This window comes from Shewanella sp. MSW (assembly GCF_007636515.1).
GTDB lineage: Bacteria > Pseudomonadota > Gammaproteobacteria > Enterobacterales > Shewanellaceae > Shewanella > Shewanella indica.
In genome coordinates this window covers 155,695-173,762 of record NZ_LVDR01000006.1, presented here as the reverse complement: position 1 = coordinate 173,762, position 18,068 = coordinate 155,695, and the positions used below count along the sequence as shown (strand labels likewise).

Genomic DNA, 18,068 nt, shown 5'->3' with positions numbered 1-18,068 from the left:
CTTTATGATCGCTTCAGACAAAAGTGGCGATAGAGCCATTCTCCGCCACCGAGCAGCCCCATTAGCAGATAGGCTATCAGGCCGTTGTACAGGGTCCAGATCTCCAGGCTGGTAAACAGCGCCGTATAAGCCGCCATGCCGCCGTTGAAGACAAACAGACCGCACCAGAGTTGTGTGACCCTTACCAGGTAGGGCTTGGCTTCCTCGGGCAGATCCGGCTCGGCCAACCTGGCCAGACGTTCCACCATGCTGGGACCTTTAAGCAGCGAAGAGGCAAACAGCACCAGCATGCAGGCATTGACCAGTACAGGGTAGTACAGCAGCCAGTCCTGACGCTTGGCGAGCAGGCTGCCAAGCGCCAGCAGTAACCCCAGAACGACAGGGGCGGCCAGCGCCTTGAGCTTTTGCTTCCCCAGCAGCAACCTGGCGCCGAGCAAGGCCGCCAGCAAGAGTGCCAGGCCATTGCCCGGCAGATAGTTCAGTCCCAGATATACCGCCAGGGGATATCCCAGCAGCAACAGGGCCGTGACTGTCTGAGCCAGGGCACGCATCAGTCTTTAACCAGTCCCTCGATGGCGTTAACCACGTCGTTGACCGTCCGTACCGACTTGAATTCATCGGGCTGGATCTTTTTGCCGGTCAGCTGTTGCAGTTTGATCACCAGATCCACCGCATCTATGCTGTCCAGATCCAGCTCTTCATAGAGGGAAGCCTCTGGGGTTATCGCCTCGGCGTCCACTTCAAACTCATCGACCAGGATCTTGCTCAGCATTTCCAATATCTGTTCACGGCTTTGCATGAGCACCTCCTACGCGCGCTGGGATTCGATAAACGCGGCAAGGCTGGCCACACTGTAAAAGTGGGCCTTGGTTGCCTCTGAGTTGGCTTCTATCTTGACGTCGAACTGCTTCTTGATCGCCAAGCCCAGCTCAAGTGCATCGATGGAATCCAGTCCCAACCCCTCACCGAACAGCGGTGCTTCGGTATCTATATCGTCGATACTGATATCCTCAAGATCGAGGCAATCTATGATTAGCTGTTTAATTTCGTTATGTAAGCTCATAATTTATATCTAATTGTTGTTTGTAATAGGTTTCCAGATCTCTGGTGAGTTGGCGTGCCATCCGGGCATCGCCACCGCTTTCGGCATCATACCTCAGATGCGCTATGCTTGCCCCGGTTTCCACTTGCATCTGTATGGTGCGTCTCGGGATTTCATACCAGGGATCCTGTTTGGTGAGCCCGGGATGAACCACCCTGAGTACCACTGGCAGAATATCGGCCCCGGCGCGCAGGGCGATATTGGCTGACCCGCGGGCAAAGGGGTTGATCGCCGCACCTTTTACCGTGCGGGTGCCCTCGGGAAAGATGATCAGATTAGTGCCTCTGGCCAACACTTCGCGGCAGTCCTGTAGCAGCAGCTCGGCGCCGCGATTGGGAATATAGCCGGCGGCGGAGACGACTCCGCGCAAAAAAGGGTTACGCCACAGTCCCTGTTTTACTATGCAGCCGGCATTGGGCATCAGGCTGATTAACACCACCACATCTATGAGGGTGGGGTGATTGGCAATCACCACCATGCCCTTGGCCTGCTGTAATCGCTGCAGATTGACTGTGCTGACCCTGACCACGCCGGCCCAGGTCAGCATATGCACAAAGCCACGGAACATGTAGTGCACCGCTTTTTGTACTCTTTGAATGCGCACATCGCGCTCGCCGGGCCAGAATCTCAGCACAGGTAAAATGGTCAAGGAGCTCAGCAGGCCGCCGAGGCCGAAGGCGATATAACAGCTGATACCCGCAAGCCAACGGGGAAAATAGCCGATGCCGGTCGCCGGGGTTGTCATAGCGGCTCCCGGGAAGGTTCCAGCTGCCAATACCACTGGGCCAGCTGCCCCTGAATTGCCGTGCCGTTTGCCAGTGCCTGCAGCAGTGCGCCGAAGCTCAGCGGCTGCCCGGCGCCGGTCTGCTGGCTCAGGGTAACTCTGGCTATGCCGGTAACATCGGCCGGGGCCAGCTGCAGAGACAAGGCCAGTGGCAGTTCCATCTCTTGGGTAAATTCATCATAGACGGGCGGCACAGGGTCATCGCCGAACACCAATAGCAGGGGGCTGGGGTCCTCGGCCAACTGGGCCCAGGCTTCCAACATGGCTTGGGATAGGGTATCTGTGCCCGCCGCCACTGAAGTGGAAGCGCCAGTATTACCCGTGACTATGCCAAACAGACCGCTGGCGGTGTTGTGAACCGATTGGCTGAAACCCATGGGAGAGAGCGGCTGCCTGGCAATAATATCCTGCAGCAGTTCTATGGTGCGATTGAGTTCGCCATGGCGCGAGGCAAATACGCTGCGGCATTGGCTGGGAGCTTCGGCCTGGAAAGCGGCTTCCAGCATCATCTTGCTCAGGCGGCTGAAACGGCGCCGCTGCATGGCGGCAACCTGAGGTAACTTGGGGGCGAGGCGATCGCTGTCATCAAGGGCGCAGTTGCTGCTCTGCCACTGTTGCCAATCTTGCTGCTGTTGATACTCCGGAGACCAGGCTCCCCAGGAGAGAATACTGAACGCTAGTTGCACTGCTTTGCCTCTGACACAGATCTTTGTTGCTATCCCTTACGGGTCGTGAGGGAGTGAATCTGTTGGGTCGGAATGCGACCGCCGTACCGATTGCCTTTCCCCTCTGAAACACCGGTACAAAGGGCTGTATTCTACACTGAAAGTACGGGTTTTAAGAAGGGGTTTAGGTTACAGCTAAAGATCAGTTACAACTTTTCACTAACAAGGGAATCGCCCGGCGACTGCCGGGTGATTCAAATGCTGCTCAGTTGTTCAACTGGCTTTGCAGTCGCCGCAGTGCCGTTTTGATTTTGCGAGTGTTGTCGGGCCCCATACGTACCAGCATTTTCTGCGCGTTGGGCAGGGCTTCCAGCTTGGGATCGACAAACTTGTAGTTCACACTGATGGCATACAGCTCGATAGGATCTTCTATTACAGGGGTAGCCAACAGCACCTTGATGGCTTGTTGCATCCGCTCATCGAATTTGAGGTTGGGATAACCCAGCTCATCGAATGCCTGCTCCAGCAGCGGCGACAATTGACGATAGGTGTTGAGCAGCTGCTCGTCGTTGAGCCCGGTGAGGAAGTCAGCGTAAAGGTCGTATCTGTGGTAGCTATCCGGATCCAGATAAGTCTTGTTGGCAATTTCAGATACAGTGAAGGTGTCGCTCGGGCCTTTCATCGGACTGGTTTTACGAGCCAGTTCACCTTGGGCCAGATTATCGACAAACACCACGAACTGGCGTACCAGATCTTGTTCAACCAGCAGTGGCTCTATCTTCATACCATCGGCCATGGCCACGGCCTTTTCATGAACATACTCATCACTTTCGGCCAGTGAAGGCAGGGGTTGTTCCGGCTCGGCTTCGGGCTGAACCACTTCAGGTTCAGGCTCGGGCATGGTTTCAGGTTCAGGCACCTGAACCTGGGTTGGCAGCGGTTCGCTGGGCGCGGGTTCAGGGAGTTCAACCTGGGTGGGTTCTGCTGTTTGCTGCGGCTCTTGTTCGCCGCTGAAATAGTAGTAGGCTCCTCCTGCAATCAGCAATACCAACACTAGCAGGATGATAACAATGCCACTGTTGCCAGAGGACTTTTCCTGCGGCGCGATTCTATCTTCTTGATTGACTTGCATTGGATTTCCTTTCATTGATACCTGTGAGGCAGCGCTTCTCCCATTCTGCAAATATTGGCCATCTTGTCCAGCTTTCGGCCATTTAGCAGCAAGATTTATTTGTGAAATATTGCCAGTAGAGCAGATCCTGTGGTGGCTGACTTGAACCCCGGCTGAACTCTCGGCAATTTTGTGACGTTTTTAGCGCACTAGGCCTGAACATATTGCTGCCGGTCGCCCAGCCAGCGCTGAATGATGGCATCGACATTCTCCGGTGCCTGGCTCATCACATGACGGGCCAGTTTCTGGATGTGGGGAATAAGCGCCTGATCCCTGACCAAATCGGCCACTTTCATATCGGCTATACCTGTCTGGCGGGTGCCCAGCACCTCACCCGGGCCGCGGATCTCCAGATCTTTTTGGGCAATCACAAAGCCGTCGTTGCTCTGACGCAATACTCCAAGCCGTTTGGTAGCCGTGTGTGACAGCGGTGCCTTGTACAGCAGGACGCAGTGGCTGGCCACGGCGCCGCGACCGACCCGGCCGCGCAACTGGTGCAACTGCGCCAGCCCCAGCCGTTCCGGGTTCTCGATGATCATCAGACTGGCGTTGGGCACATCGACCCCCACTTCAATGACAGTGGTGGCCACCAACAACTTGAGCTCGCCGCGTTTGAAGCTGTCCATGACTTGTTGTTTTTCGGCGCTCTTCATACGGCCATGTACCAGGCCTATGCTCAGCTCCGGCAGGGCGGCACGCAGCTCTTCACAGGTGTCTTCGGCTGCCTGGCATTCGAGCACTTCGGATTCCTCGATAAGGGTGCAGACCCAGTAGGCCTGGCGACCGTCATTGAGCGCCGCCTGACGTACCCTGTCGATTACCTCCTGACGCCGACTGTCACTGATGGCCACTGTGGTGACCGGGGTACGCCCCGGCGGCAACTCGTCGATGATGGAGGTGTCCAGGTCTGCATAGGCGGTCATCGCCAGAGTGCGGGGAATAGGGGTCGCCGTCATGATCAACTGGTGGGGATGAAAACCCTGGCTGATGCCTTTCTCTCTTAGTCCCAGGCGCTGATGTACGCCGAATCTGTGTTGCTCATCTATGATGATCAACGCCAGCTTGTGAAACTGTACCTGCTCTTGAAAGATGGCGTGGGTACCTATCACCATGTGGGCACTGCCGGAGGCGATATCCTCCAGCGACTGAGCCCTGGCCTTGCCCTTGAGCTTGCCCGCCAGCCAGCCGACCTTGAGCCCCAATGGCTCCAGCCATTGACTGAAATTAATTGCATGTTGCTCGGCCAACAGTTCAGTGGGCGCCATCATGGCCACCTGATAACCGTTTTCTATCGCCTGCAGCGCTGCCATGGCTGCCACCAGGGTCTTGCCCGAGCCAACATCGCCCTGAACCAGGCGCATCATGGGTTGCGGTTTTTCAATATCGCGGCCGATATCTGCCACCACTCGCTGCTGCGCCCCCGTAGGTTTAAAGGGCAAGGCGACGAGGAAGGGATTGAGCAAGGCGCCGGTGGCGGGCAAAGGCACGGCTTTGTCATGATTGCTGCGCTCTCTTAGCTTGAGCATAGACAGGTTATGCGCCAGCAGTTCTTCCTGCACCAGGCGTTGTTGCGCCGGGTGTTGCCCCTGTTCCAGACGGTAGATGTCGACATCCGCCGGGGGCCTATGCAGGGTACGCACTGCCTGGGCCAGACTTTGCTGATTGGGGCGCAGCGCCTCGGGCAGTAACTCCTGCAGTCCGTCCTCCTGCAGCAGGTTTAGAGCCTGCTCGGTCAATTTCATCCAACTGGCCTGCTTGAGCCCTTCAGTGGTGGGATAGATGGGCGTCAGGGTTTCACTGAGGTTGGGCGGTTCGTCGCCTTTGAGTATCTTGTAATCCGGATGAATGATCTCGGCCTGGTGGTTACCTCGGCGCACTTCGCCGTAGGCTCTAATGGTCAGACCTTGTTGCATGGCATTGCGCTGGGCGGCTGAGAAATTGAAGAACCTCAGGGTCATGGTGCCGCTGTCATCACGGACATTGCAGATCAACATACGCTTGCGGCCATTGATGATCTGGCTGGACTGAATTTCGGCTTCTATGGTGCCGTAGCTGCCGGGTGTGAGGCTGGCTATGGGGTAGATGCGGGTTCTGTCTTCGTAGCGCAGCGGCAGGTGGAACAGCAGATCCTGTACCGTGTTGATTCCGAGCTTGTGCAGTTTCTCAGCCATTTTAGCGGCTACGCCCTTGAGCTCGGTGATAGCAATAAGATCCAGTCTCTGCAAACCTTTAGCACCGGATTACTGTGAATTTATACATATACTATCAGAGAAATAGCCCTTGGCAATGCGTTGCTTTTATCGGCCGGGTAAAGTGTGGTGCAATGGCGGCAGGGCTTCTGCCTGGGTGGGCGGGTGTATGGCAAAAGCCCTGATATATTTGTGACGGATTAATCTGTCAGTGCCACCAGTTCAGCAGGGTGACCAAGGGCTTTATCAGTAGCTGAACGCTGCCTATTACAAACAGCCAGGCGCCGATAAGGGTGTGAACGTCAGTGAGAAAAAAGAAGCTGCCCAGTAGAAAACAGAGCGCGACTATTAGGTCGCTTAGGGTATTGAACAAGGCGTGTTTGGGAAGAGGGGTGGCGGGGGCTTTGATATCTTGCTCGGCAAAATATCGCTGCTTACTGTCGATCATGGTTCCTTCTTGGTAGTTATGATTTGCCGCGATACCTTAACGCTGCTACCTTCCGAGTGCAAATCTAATTCCCTAATTATTTGTTTTAATGAGAATAAATATATCTACATAACCATAAGATTAAGTTAACAACTTGCATCTTGGATTCGGCAGGCTTGGCAAAAGAGTAGCGTAACTTAACGGCCCAGGCCTGAACCCTGGCTAACGGTTATTTCACCGTTAAAGCCTATCAGTTCGGCGAGTGTTTGTGCGTAGGCTCTGGCCTTGTCTGTGGCCTGCTTTTGGGGTTTGAACAGGCCAAAACCGAGTCGCTCACGCTCAGAAAAACAGAGTACCACGCTGACACTTATGAGCTCTTCGTCAGTGAGGTGTTCAAGCATGTGACTTCTGAATCTTTCGTTATAGGTATTGCGTTGCACCTCTATGCGGCAGAGTTGACTGAGAGGCTTGCTTTTCCCGCCCCGGAAGACGCAGTCTTGTTGCAGATCCAAAGTTACGGGTTTGAGTAGGCGGTAGAGGTTCAGGCCCATGATGATGCCGCTGAGCCCCAGCACTATGGCTATGATGGCAGCCATAAACCAAGTGTCCTGTCTGGCGGGGTCCAACACGAGTACTGCCAGAATTCCGGCAAGCATCAGCAGTAGTCCCCAAAGCGCGTATTTCAGTTGCGTTTGCCTGCTGCGCCAGATGAGTTTCAACTTGCCCGGCTTAGCCTCAAGCTCTGTCATCAGCATATACTGCTGATATTGGCAGAGCCTGACTTGCTGTTGGTTTTTGGTCATAAAACAGTCGCCATGAAATCAGTAGTTTGTCGTAAAACCCAGTGCTCAAGCCAGTAGGCTCGAGTGAGCCGCTATCAGTTGCCAGCCGGTTGCTTTTTGCTGCCAAACCCGGGTAAAACGAAAACGGCCGTTGGTCGGTGCTTTGGCATAGCTGCCTTGAATATTCACCTCCGCCGACACTATCGCAGTCCCCTGATGCAGTCGTATCTCTTCGGCCAGGGTGTCTATCCGAGTGATGTTGAGCAGGCCTGAGCTATGGGCATGCAGATCCTCTGCTTTGCCGAGCACTTGCCCCAGGTGATTGGTGAATATCAGCTGAGGCGACAACAGTCTATCCAGCAAATTGATATCCGAATTCAACATGGCACTATGCAGTTGGCTTTCCAGTTGTTGAATCTCTGAGATGTGATTCATGGTTATTCCCAAGGCCTGAGGAGTGGCGGCAAAGAGGCAAGAAGGTTAAAAAATACTGACTTTGGCACACTTGCTGCAGTACCAGGAGTTCTGCCATTGGTTCAGTGCCGCGCGGTATTGCTGCATTGACTTTCGCCCTCCCAAGTAGTTTTTCCATAGCCAATCGGCGCTCAGGATCAGAGTAAAACTGGAGGCAAAAAAGCACAGCACTCCAAGCCAAAAACTGCTCCAGTTGCTGCCAGCCTGAAACCCCAGGTAGCCGCCCAATAGTAGCCCGGGGAAAGCCGCCAGAAATAGCACCAAGGGCTGAGGGTCAGATGGCGGCGAGCAGCGCTTGGCCAGTTTGGTTTGCAGTTGGGCGCTACCCTTGAGTTTTTGTTTTCCATGCACAGAAAAGGGCTGGTTGTTCCACACGGGTTTGGCCGAGGCGCTGACTGAAACTTCTGTTGTGCCCTCGGCATGAATGGCTTTGAAGTGTTTGATATTGTCTGAGCCGCAATGTCTGCAATGCATTGATTGTTCTCCTTAACTTGGACTAACCGGATCCCTGATGTTGCTCGTTCAAACAACTGCCTTTGAGTAACAAGTCTGAGCTGAACGCCGAGTCATGGTAAAGCTTTTAGCCTCTGGGTTGAACCCCGAGATGCCACGCTTGCGGTATATTTAAGTGAACCCGCATTAATGGATATAACAGTGAAATTTATCGGGCGTGTTGACCCTAAAAAAGCCAAGCCATTTTAGAGGCTGGACAGCGCCTCACTTTCCGATATTCGCAGAGCGGAACCGGTTTTTGCCTGTTTTGGCAAGCCGGCCTTGGTTTCTTAAACCCCTGCGATTGGGGCTCAGGATACAGGTCTCTGCGTAAGGTAAGTGAGTTGTGTTTGTTTGAGCGCCTTTATCACTAGTGCCTTACTGATTTTTCCAAAGAGAAAAACATCCAACAACCGAGTAACTTACTCTCCGAAAAACTAACCTCAAGTTGTGAGCCCCTGCATGGTTAAATTGATTAACCTGAGTAGAATCCGCGCGCCAATAACATATGCGTAAACTCTATTTGGGGAGATATTGATGAAGTTGAGTAAAGTCGGTCTTGGGGTCACTGTGTTGATCTGCTCGCAACTGGCGGGTTGTATGGGACAGATGGGGCTTTCAGGCATGTTGACCAAAGGCAATCTGAGTGCGGTGGATAACCGTTACGGCCGCGCCGGTTTGTACCTGTTGCTGGCGCCCGTCTATGGCATTACTGCCGCCGCCGATCTGTTTATTTTCAACAGTATTGAGTTTTGGACCGGCAAGAACCCTATTACCGGCAAGTCACCGGCCTTGGTAGATATGCCGGCCGATGCAGTGTTCAAGATCAATCATAAACTGGACAAGGATCTGACCACTGCCCCGGTAAAACTGAGCCGTGCCAGCATGTCAGCCATAGATGACAATACTTTGGCGATGACGCTGAGCTATGAAGATGGCACCGAGCAGGTAATGCTGGGGCGCAAGCAGGGGGAGATGGTGGACTTCTACCTGGATCAGCAATTCATTGCCAGTGTCAGCATAGCTGAAATGGAGAGTTATGTAGCGGCTCGCTCCTGAGCGCTTTTGGGCTGTTTTGGCCCTTAACTTGATGATATCCCGGGTTTTGATTATTCATTTTTGGTGTCAAAACCCGGGATTTTTTATGCTACTGCGGCTTGGCAATAAAGCTCTTCAGAAGCATTCAATTGTCAGTCCATAATCAGGTTCAGGCGCTGGCGTGGGTGACCAGATAGCCCATATAGCCGCAGTAACCCAGCAATAATATGGCGCCTTCGCGGCGACCGATACGAAATCCGCTCCAGGCAAAGGGCAACACCAACAGTGCCAGGGTTAGCATCACGCTGAAGTCCAGGCTGCTGAAGCCGGAAGAGCTGATGGGGTGCACCAGGGCCGTGACCCCGAGGATCCCCAGCAGGTTAAACAGGTTGGAGCCAACCACATTACCTATGGCGATATCGCTCTGGCCCTTGAGTGCGGCCAAAATCGAGGTCACTAATTCCGGCATGCTGGTGCCTATGGCAATAATGGTCAGGCCGATCACTACTTCGCTGATACCGAAGGTACGGGCCAACTCGACTGCGCCATCGACAAACAGTATGCCGCCGCCCACCAACATGCCGATACCGGCGATGATAAACAGCAGCGACAGTAGAGGGTTCTTGGGGCCTTCAATAGGTTCATCGGTATCTTCGCCCTTGCTGCTGAAATAGCTGAGCAGCAGATAGCCTACCAGTAAGCTGGTCAGCACGGCGCCGTCAATCAGGCTCAGTTCACCGTCGAGTACCAGCAGCCACATCAGAATAGAGGCGCCTATCATCAGTGGAATGTCGCGTCTGACCATCTGTGTCTGAACGCCTATCGGGCGGATCAGTGCGGTCAGGGCCAGGATCAGACCGATATTGGCGATATTGGAGCCCACCACGTTACCCAGAGCAATGCCCGGGCTACCGGCCAGTGCTGACTTAACGCTCACTGCCAGTTCGGGAGCACTGGTACCGAAGGCGACGATCGTCAGGCCGATCACCAGCGGGGCGATTCCCAGACGCAGGGCGATGACGCTGGCGCCGCGAACCAAGGCTTCGGCTCCCAGAGTCAAAATTAAGAAGCCGCCGAGAATAGAGAGTGCAATCAACATTGAAAACCGCTTTTCCTGTCAGTAAGGTGCCATACAGAACGGCACCGATGAATGTATTTGGGCTGCCAGCATAAGGTTTTTCCCCTCGAAGGCAACCCCTTTTTGACAGAATATGTCATAAAAATCCCGGCCGGAGCCGGGATAATCAGATAAATCAGGATAAGGGCTTTAGATTTCGTCTTCCCAGACGACCTTGGCGCCGCGGATGCCTTCCATCCGGCTGGCGTATCTGCTCTCCAACACATGGCGCTTGATTTTCAGCGTTGGGGTCAGCACATCGTTTTCTATGGTCCAGGGCTCCTTAACCACCAAAACAGCTTCCACGGTTTCATGGGACTCCAGGTTGGGGTTAACCGCATCCACAGTGGCCTTGAGCGAGGCGCGTACCTCTTCTCTGGCTTGCAACGCCGCCCCTTCAGAGAGTTGCACCAAAGCCACTGGGTGGGGCAGTCCCAGGCCGATGACGCAGATAAGCTCCACATGGGGATCCTGCGCCATCTTACGTTCAATCGGCACTGGCGCCACATACTTGCCCTTGGCGGTCTTGAAGTTATCCTTGACCCGGCCTGTGATGCTGACGCAACCGTCGGCATCTATGGCGCAGAGGTCGCCGGTGAGGAAAAAGCCCTCTTCATCGAAGGCGGCGGCTGTGGCTTCCGGCGCCTTGTAGTATTCACGCATCAATCCCGGGCTCTTCACCAGCAGTTCGCCATTGGCCGCCTGCTTGACTTCGCAGCCGATCACCGGCTTGCCGACAGTGCCTATCTTACTGGCATCGAAGGGGAAGTTGATAATTGAGTAGGCGCAGTTTTCCGTCATGCCCCAGGCTTCGCAGATATCCAACCCTATGTTGTGATACCACTCCACCAGTGACGGAGGTATCGGCGCCGAACCTGAACCGAGCAAACGACACTTATCCAGCCCCAGGCCCTTATGGATCTTGCGTTTGACCAGATGGCTGATGAGGGGGATCTTCAGTAGCAGATTGAGCCTGGCGTAGCCGACCTTATCGATAATGTTCTTTTGGAACAGGGTCCACAGCCGAGGTACCGAGAAGAATACGGTTGGCCGCATTCGCTGCACATCGGCAACAAAACTGTCGAGGCTTTCGACAAAGGCAACGCAAGAGCCGGAATAGAAGGAGGAACCCTCTATCGCCACCCGCTCTGTGATATGAGCCAGCGGCAGGTAGGACAGCAGTCTGTCTTTACCATCTGTCTTGAGATCGCGCACCACGGCATTACAGGTCCAGCCGTAACTGCCGAAGGTTTGGATGGCGCCCTTGGGCTTGCCGGTGGAACCTGAGGTGTAGATCAGCGTCATTACCTGCTCGGCCTCGGGATAAGGGGCATCCACCAGAGGTGTACCGAGATTCAACAGTTGCTGCCAGTGATATTGAGCCGGCATGGTGTCATAAGGCATCGCCAGGCGCAGAATATCACCGCCGACACCGGCTTCCTGATCGGCCCAGTGATCCAGTTTACCCAGTATGATGGCCTTACAGCCACTGTGTTCCAGCACGTAGCGTATGGTATCGGCATTGGCCGTGGGGTAGATGGGCACACTGATATAGCCGCCGTGCATCAGCGCTAGATCGGTAATGAACCACTCGGCGCAGTTTTTTGACAGCACGGCTATCTTGTCGCCGGGTTGCAGCCCCAAGTGACGCAGGCCGCCGCAGAGTTGTTGCACCTTGGCCTGTACCTGACGCCAGGTCAGATCCTGATATTGGCCGTTGATTGGCTGCCTGAGATAGATCTCATCGCCTTGAGTCTCTACCCAGTGGTCGAGCATTTCCACCGGGCTCTTGAATGATGCTTCCATGGGGTGTCCCCTTTACTGTTCTTGTTATCTGCGTAGCTGCAGCTTCCCCCACGGCGGCTGCAACGATCTGATTATCTGTTAGTTTCGCTATGCAGTGGCCAAACCAGTATGGCGACAATTGTGATCTGGTGCAATATTTAATCGGTTGTTTGAAATGCTTCACAGTTCCTGGATGGGTTCACGCATCCGTTGCCACCAGTCGGCAGCGGCGACTATCTGGCCCTGCGCGTCTATGGTCGGGTAGGGAATGCCTTTGCGCCGACAGGCTTTGGCATAAATGGGATGGCCTTGCTCAAACAACATGGTCTGGCAATAGTCATTGTCCAGCTTGCGACTGCCATAGAGGCCGGCCTCTTGCCGCTGACGCTGCGCCTCATACAGCAGCAGCGCCGACGCCACCGAGACATTGAGGGATTGCACCATGCCGACCATGGGGATCACTACCTGCTCGTCGGCGGCGGCCAGGGCTTCGGCGCTGATGCCATCACGTTCATTACCGACAATAAAGGCGGTGGGGCGGCGGTAATCCAGCTCCCGAAAGTCGCGGGCCTGAGGGCCGAAATGGGTGGCGACCAGCTGCATTCCGCGCGCCTTGCAAGCCTTGACTGCCGAGGCAAAGTCATAGTGTTTAATGGTTTTTACCCACTGCTGGCTGCCGGAGGCGGTATTGCCGGACAGGCGCATATCGGCATCGGGCCAGACCGCATGAATTTCGTGGATACCCACAGCATCGGCACTGCGCAGCGCGGCGGAAATATTGTTGCTCTTGTGGACTCTGTCCAGGATCAGGCTCAGATCCGGCTGGCGCATGTCCAGCATTTGGTTGATGCGAGCGAAGCGTTCGGGGCTCATTGGCGGGGGATCCTATATGAAAAAGGGCGCCGTAGCGCCCTGTATTGGAGAGGGAACTCAGAGTTCCATCACACCGTCCATCTCGACCAGAGAACCCTTTGGCAGCTCTTTCACGCCTATGGCGGCGCGGGCCGGGTAAGGCTGGTTGAAGTAACGGCTCATGATTTCGTTGACCGTGGCAAAGTTGCCCAGATCCAGCATATAGATATTCAGTTTGACGATATCGGCCATGGAACCGCCGGCGGCTTCACAGACGGCCTTGAGGTTGTCGAATACCCGTACAACCTGGGTTTCAAAGTCGTCACCGGCCAGTGCCATGGTGGCTGGGTCCAGCGGGATCTGCCCGGACAGGTAGACAGTGCTGCCCACTTTGACTGCCTGGGAGTAGGTGCCGATAGCGGCGGGAGCCTTGTCTGTTGCTATGATGATCTTCTCTGCCATAACGCTCTCTCTTTTTCTGTTATCAACGGTTACGGGATGTACGCAGAACCTCGGGCAGTACCCTGATTCGGCGCATAACATTTGCCATGTGGATCCGGTCGCGAACCGAGATGCGCAGGTTGATCAGATAGACGCGGCCATCGCGCTCTTCGGTGCTGAGATTGTGAATATTGGAGCCTTCGGCGGCAATGATATTGGTGATCTTCGCCAGCGCGCCCTGATGGTTGACGATTTCGACCCTCAGGTTGGCCTGGAATTCGACCCCATCGACGGCATCCCATTGCACCGGAATATACTTGTCCGGCTCGCCCTGATAGCCGCGGATGTTGGCGCAGTTTTCCATGTGCACCACCAGGCCCTTGCCTGGGCTTACGTGAGCAATCACGGCATCCCCAGGAATGGGGCGGCAGCAGTTGGCGAAGGTAACCAGCATGCCTTCGGCGCCGCGGATCGGCATCAGCTTGTGCTCATCATGCTGTTTCTGCGGCTCTATCTTGTCGCCCTTGAGGCGTTGGGCTATGACTATGCTCATGGCATTGCCGAGACCTATGTCGGCCAACAGTGATTGCAGATCGGCGTGTTTGGTGTCTTTGACTACCTTGTCTATCTGCGCCGGATCTATCTGTTCCAGCTTGGTTTCGCCCAGCGCATGGTTCAGCAGACGCCTACCCAGGGTGCTGGCTTCGTCCTGCTTGAGGTTCTTGAGCACCTGACGGATTTTGGCGCGGGCCTTGCCGGTAACCACGAAGTTGAGCCAGGCGGCGTTGGGGCGGGCGCCCTTGGCGGTGATGATCTCGACTGTTTGCCCGGAAATCAGCGGCTGACTCAAGGGGTAGGCCTGGCGGTTGACCCGGGCGCCGACACAGGTGTTGCCCACATCTGTGTGTACCTCATAGGCGAAGTCCACTGCGGTGGCGCCTACCGGCAGTTCCAGAATGCGGCCCTCGGGAGTGAATACATAGATCTCTTCCGGGAACAGCTCTGTCTTGACGTTTTCAACAAATTCAAACGAGGTGGAAGCACTCTGCTGCAGTTCCAGCAGGCTTTGCATCCATTTGCGGGCGCGCAGCTGGGTAGTGGTACCCGAGGCGCCGGTCTGGCCACTCTTGTACATCCAGTGGGCCGCAACCCCTTTATCGGCCATCTGGTCCATGTCTTCGGTACGGATCTGAATTTCCACCGGTACCGCATGGGGACCAAACAGCGAGGTATGCAACGACTGATAGCCGTTGGCCTTGGGAATGGCGATATAGTCTTTAAACCTGCCCGGACGCGGCTTGTAGAGGCCGTGCATCACCCCGAGCACCCGATAACAGGTGTCTATGGAGTCCACTATCAAGCGGAAGGCATAGATATCCATCACTTCTTGGAATTGCAGCTCTTTGCTGCGCATCTTGTTGTAGATGGAATAGAGGTTCTTTTCCCTGCCCTTGACCTTGCCCTTGATACCCACATCTTCCAGGCGGGTACGAATGGCGGTTTCTATGCTTTGGATCAGTTCCTTGCGGTTACCGCGGGCGGCACGAACCACCTCTTTGAGTACCCGATAGCGCATAGGGTAATAGGCCTGAAAGCCGAGATCTTCCAACTCTGTCTTGATATTGTGAATACCCAAACGGTTGGCGATGGGGGCGTAAATTTCCAGGGTTTCGCGGGCAATGCGGCGACGTTTGTCCGGCCGCAGGGCGCCCAGGGTGCGCATATTGTGGGTGCGGTCGGCCAGTTTGATGAGGATCACCCGGATATCCTGGGTCATGGCCATCATCATCTTGCGGAAGTTTTCCGCCTGGGCCTCTTTCTTGTCGCGGAATTTGATCTTGTCGAGCTTGGAGACACCTTCCACCAGTTCCGCCACCGAGGTGCCGAACAGTTCGGCCAGATCCTGATGGGTAACTTGGGTGTCTTCTATGGTGTCGTGCAGCAGGGCGGCCATCAGCGTCTCATGGTCGAGACGCATTTCGGCCAGGATGCGGGCAACCGCAACCGGATGGGTAATATAGGGTTCGCCACTGGTACGCATCTGCCCTTCATGGGCATCACGCGCCACCTGATAGGCCTGCTTGAGTAATTCTACCTGCTCCGGCTCCAGATAACTGGCGGCAGACTCCTTGAGACCTTCAAACAGATACAAGTGGCTGTTCTCCTAAGAATGTGCCTTAGAGTGAAGAGTTACCTTCTGCAATCGCTGCCACGGCAGCAATTTCAGCTGCTTCGCGCTCACGTACGCTCTGACGCTCATCGGCATCCAGAGTCGCTGAGTTAACCAGTCCCTGTTCGATTTCGCGCAGTGCGATAACAGTGGGTTTGTCGTTTTGCTCTTCAACCAAAGGATCTTTACCCTGGACGGCGATCTGACGGGCACGACGCGCCGCAACCATGATCATATCAAAACGGTTGCCGATTTGTTTAACGGCGTCTTCTACAGTAACGCGAGCCATGTGTTGAAACTCCAGTGATTTGAATGGAAAAAATGACGCAAAATTGTACACGAAGGCAATTAATCTGCCAACAGACCCTTAAGCATATCATTGTGAGTATTAATTTGACTAGCACGAGTCAGGCGTTGTGAGCGAATGATCGCGCTCAGATCCCCCAGTGCAGTCTCAAAATCGTCGTTGACTATGATGAAATCATACTCTTTATAGTGCGACATTTCTGATACTGCCTGTGCCATGCGGGAGGCGATGACTTCGCTGCTGTCCTGACCTCGACCGGTCAAGCGGCGCTCCAGCTCTTCGCGGGACGGTGGCAGAATAAAGATGCCGATGGCCTCGGGCATCAGTTTCTTCACTTGCTGGGCACCCTGCCAGTCGATATCCAGGAACACATCTATGCCCCGTTCAAGCGTTTCTTCAATGACCTTGCGGGAAGTACCATAAAAGTTACCGAAGACTTCGGCCCACTCGAAGAAGGCTTCTTCGGCAATCAGCGCCTTGAACTCCTCCACCGACACATAATGATAGTGTTGGCCGTTAACCTCACCCGGGCGGGGCTGGCGGGTGGTGTGCGATACGGAAACTTGTTTGTCGGCCGGTTTATTGGCCAGCAGGGCTGCAATCAGTGACGATTTGCCCGCTCCACTGGGGGCCGAGACAATAAAGAGGTTTCCGCGTGCGCTCATAATATTTGGGTTCCAAGTCTTTGGTTGCAAAAAATCGGTGATTAATGAGGGAAGCTACGAACTCTGGTCTGCCGTTATTCTGGATTGAACAGGAGTTCAAGGCAGCTTCCTTAAGGGCAGCTATTATATAGGCAGGCAACGCTGCCATGCCAGTGGCGCTGACAATTGCCATCAAATTCGTTAGTCTGCCATCAATAAGTCGGCCGATTTTTTAAGGGGTTCTGTGCTGTATAAATCGCTCATCTGTATTCAGGGTTACGACAATGGTCTGCGACATGCGGCCATCAGTGGCGCCGTTTATTTTTTACTACTCGTGTTGGGGCTACTTTCCGGTGGCGGTAGTTTCATCTGGTTGCCCGGGATTTTGCTGGCACCGGTATTACTGCTCAGTTGTCGTCGTCGCCTGGGTGACGGTGGCCTTAATCCCTGGTTGTCACTGATAGCTCTGCTGCCTTGGCTTATTCTGTTGTTGACCTTAGGTAGCGGCCAGGAAGGCAGTTACCTGATAGGAGCCCTGGTACTGGCTTTGGCGCTGCATACAGGTTTGGCACTGTTGCCTGGAGGGAATCGCGGCCGCGGCGCCCGCAGCCAGCGAGACTATGTGCAGGGATACTGTGGCCCTGTGCCTTTGAGCGCTGAGCGCAAAAACAAGATAAGAAGGGTCGAGCCAACCCTGGGCGGCGCTTCAGTTCTTGAACCTGAACCTGAACTTGCGCCTGGGTATGCTGCCGAGCGCGGCGCTGCTGAGTATAACGCCGTCCATGACCTCAGTCATGATGCCATCTCCTATGGACCTGGCCGCAGCCGTTATTTTGACTCGGCGCCGAGTGATGGCGATGCCTCCGAGATAAATACAGAGCCTGGCTGGCATACAGATAAGCAAGCCCGGCATAAGGTCAATAGCGCTGAGTCTGGGTTTGATGATGAGGTCGACCGCACCGGCTCTTTGTCGGTATTGCTGCTCTCCTGGCGCGATGCCGTAATGCAACTTTGGCAGCGGCTTGGCGGCTTTTCGGCCGCCCAGCGTAAGGGCTTTGCCATAGCCGCTCTGGTCACAGCGCTACTTGGCTTGGGATTGATCATATGGCTGCTGTGGCCCCAGGCTGAGCCTAATGACGCATCAGGCCGTGATGAGACGACAGAGATTGTGGCCGAAACCTCCGACAGGGTGACAGTGCGCCTGCCGGACAGCTTCAGTCTATCGCTCGATGGTGACTTGCTGCGTATGAGCTGGCTTGGTGATACTGACGCCCCAGGCCCCTTGTGGGATCTGGCTACCGCCAAGGGCGATCGCCGCTGCGCCGAGCTGGTGTTTAACAATGGCACTGGCTACCGTCCCATGTCGGTCGTTATCGGCGATAACGGCAAGGTAGAAGCGGCCTTCAGCCCTCTGGACAGTCAGGTGATTGTTCAGGATATGGCGCGGCGGGGCTCGGTTAAGCTCTGCGGTTATGACTTCAGCCTCAAGGGCAGTCAGGCGGCATTGGGTTCTGTTCCGGCCTTTCGGCAGTTTATTGAATAGGGTGTATATTGGCGTACGGTTAACCACAGCTTTGATTCATCAGAGCTGTGATTCTGTTATACTGCCTCGCTTTTTTCGGCTCGGC

Annotated in this window: 20 protein-coding genes; 2 read left to right on the top strand and 18 right to left on the bottom strand. The window is 54.9% G+C overall.

The window, feature by feature from the left end:
• Positions 1-2: 2 nt before the first annotated feature.
• From AYI96_RS08675 to AYI96_RS08625, 11 genes are all read right to left on the bottom strand, one after another.
• Positions 3-551 carry a hypothetical protein gene (locus AYI96_RS08675; protein WP_144361430.1) on the bottom strand — a complete coding sequence of 183 codons (549 nt, stop codon included), beginning with the start codon at positions 549-551 and terminating at the stop codon, positions 3-5.
• Positions 551-799 carry an acyl carrier protein gene (locus tag AYI96_RS08670; RefSeq protein ID WP_025010131.1) on the bottom strand — a complete coding sequence of 83 codons (249 nt, stop codon included), beginning with the start codon at positions 797-799 and terminating at the stop codon, positions 551-553. Before AYI96_RS08670 ends, AYI96_RS08675 begins: the two co-directional genes overlap by 1 nt.
• A 9-nt stretch (positions 800-808) precedes the next feature.
• Positions 809-1,063 (bottom strand): phosphopantetheine-binding protein, encoded by a 255-nt coding sequence (locus tag AYI96_RS08665; RefSeq protein ID WP_025010130.1) that lies wholly within the window; start codon positions 1,061-1,063, stop codon positions 809-811.
• Positions 1,050-1,847 carry a lysophospholipid acyltransferase family protein gene (locus AYI96_RS08660; RefSeq protein ID WP_082014301.1) on the bottom strand — a complete coding sequence of 266 codons (798 nt, stop codon included), beginning with the start codon at positions 1,845-1,847 and terminating at the stop codon, positions 1,050-1,052. The genes AYI96_RS08665 and AYI96_RS08660 overlap by 14 nt, the downstream gene beginning before the upstream one ends.
• The gene (locus AYI96_RS08655; protein WP_144361429.1) at positions 1,844-2,572 is read right to left on the bottom strand and encodes a beta-ketoacyl synthase chain length factor; all 729 of its coding nucleotides are present in this window, start codon (positions 2,570-2,572) and stop codon (positions 1,844-1,846) included. Before AYI96_RS08655 ends, AYI96_RS08660 begins: the two co-directional genes overlap by 4 nt.
• Positions 2,573-2,816: 244 nt before the next feature.
• Complete coding sequence (locus AYI96_RS08650; RefSeq protein WP_144361428.1) at positions 2,817-3,683, bottom strand: DUF3014 domain-containing protein; 867 nt, start codon at positions 3,681-3,683, stop codon at positions 2,817-2,819.
• A gap of 188 nt (positions 3,684-3,871) precedes the next feature.
• Positions 3,872-5,947, bottom strand: coding sequence for an ATP-dependent DNA helicase RecG (gene recG / locus AYI96_RS08645; RefSeq protein WP_144361427.1), 2,076 nt, complete (start codon positions 5,945-5,947; stop codon positions 3,872-3,874).
• Positions 5,948-6,119: 172 nt separating this feature from the next.
• The gene (locus AYI96_RS08640) at positions 6,120-6,359 is read right to left on the bottom strand and encodes a YrhK family protein (protein ID WP_039034668.1); all 240 of its coding nucleotides are present in this window, start codon (positions 6,357-6,359) and stop codon (positions 6,120-6,122) included.
• A gap of 176 nt (positions 6,360-6,535) precedes the next feature.
• Positions 6,536-7,141 carry an exosortase/archaeosortase family protein gene (locus AYI96_RS08635; protein WP_144361426.1) on the bottom strand — a complete coding sequence of 202 codons (606 nt, stop codon included), beginning with the start codon at positions 7,139-7,141 and terminating at the stop codon, positions 6,536-6,538.
• Between the two features lie 45 nt (positions 7,142-7,186).
• Positions 7,187-7,555, bottom strand: a complete 369-nt coding sequence (locus AYI96_RS08630) for a nuclear transport factor 2 family protein (RefSeq protein ID WP_144361425.1) — start codon at positions 7,553-7,555, stop codon at positions 7,187-7,189.
• A 45-nt stretch (positions 7,556-7,600) separates the two neighbouring features.
• Positions 7,601-8,068, bottom strand: a complete 468-nt coding sequence (locus AYI96_RS08625; protein ID WP_144361424.1) for a hypothetical protein — start codon at positions 8,066-8,068, stop codon at positions 7,601-7,603.
• Between the two features lie 555 nt (positions 8,069-8,623).
• Between AYI96_RS08625 and AYI96_RS08620 the strand changes: the two genes are divergently transcribed.
• Positions 8,624-9,145 carry a DUF3332 domain-containing protein gene (locus AYI96_RS08620; RefSeq protein WP_039034665.1) on the top strand — a complete coding sequence of 174 codons (522 nt, stop codon included), beginning with the start codon at positions 8,624-8,626 and terminating at the stop codon, positions 9,143-9,145.
• 148 nt (positions 9,146-9,293) lie between these two features.
• Here AYI96_RS08620 and AYI96_RS08615 read toward each other — a convergent pair whose 3' ends face one another.
• From AYI96_RS08615 to gmk, 7 genes are all read right to left on the bottom strand, one after another.
• The gene (locus AYI96_RS08615; protein ID WP_071476391.1) at positions 9,294-10,223 is read right to left on the bottom strand and encodes a calcium/sodium antiporter; all 930 of its coding nucleotides are present in this window, start codon (positions 10,221-10,223) and stop codon (positions 9,294-9,296) included.
• A 168-nt stretch (positions 10,224-10,391) separates the two neighbouring features.
• A complete protein-coding gene (locus AYI96_RS08610) occupies positions 10,392-12,047 on the bottom strand; it encodes an AMP-binding protein (protein ID WP_039034663.1) in 1,656 nt (551 codons plus the stop codon).
• Between the two features lie 159 nt (positions 12,048-12,206).
• The gene (trmH, locus tag AYI96_RS08605) at positions 12,207-12,899 is read right to left on the bottom strand and encodes a tRNA (guanosine(18)-2'-O)-methyltransferase TrmH (RefSeq protein ID WP_039034662.1); all 693 of its coding nucleotides are present in this window, start codon (positions 12,897-12,899) and stop codon (positions 12,207-12,209) included.
• A 57-nt stretch (positions 12,900-12,956) separates the two neighbouring features.
• The gene (locus AYI96_RS08600) at positions 12,957-13,340 is read right to left on the bottom strand and encodes a RidA family protein (protein ID WP_025888534.1); all 384 of its coding nucleotides are present in this window, start codon (positions 13,338-13,340) and stop codon (positions 12,957-12,959) included.
• A gap of 22 nt (positions 13,341-13,362) precedes the next feature.
• Positions 13,363-15,471 (bottom strand): bifunctional GTP diphosphokinase/guanosine-3',5'-bis pyrophosphate 3'-pyrophosphohydrolase, encoded by a 2,109-nt coding sequence (gene spoT / locus AYI96_RS08595; protein ID WP_039034661.1) that lies wholly within the window; start codon positions 15,469-15,471, stop codon positions 13,363-13,365.
• 25 nt (positions 15,472-15,496) lie between these two features.
• Positions 15,497-15,778 (bottom strand): DNA-directed RNA polymerase subunit omega, encoded by a 282-nt coding sequence (gene rpoZ / locus AYI96_RS08590; RefSeq protein ID WP_025010112.1) that lies wholly within the window; start codon positions 15,776-15,778, stop codon positions 15,497-15,499.
• A 59-nt stretch (positions 15,779-15,837) separates the two neighbouring features.
• Entirely contained in the window at positions 15,838-16,461 is a 624-nt protein-coding gene (gene gmk / locus AYI96_RS08585) for a guanylate kinase (RefSeq protein WP_039034660.1), read from the bottom strand.
• A 223-nt stretch (positions 16,462-16,684) separates the two neighbouring features.
• On the opposite strand from gmk, the gene AYI96_RS08580 reads away from it, so the two are divergent.
• Positions 16,685-17,983 carry a hypothetical protein gene (locus AYI96_RS08580; RefSeq protein WP_144361423.1) on the top strand — a complete coding sequence of 433 codons (1,299 nt, stop codon included), beginning with the start codon at positions 16,685-16,687 and terminating at the stop codon, positions 17,981-17,983.
• Positions 17,984-18,068: the final 85 nt, after the last annotated feature.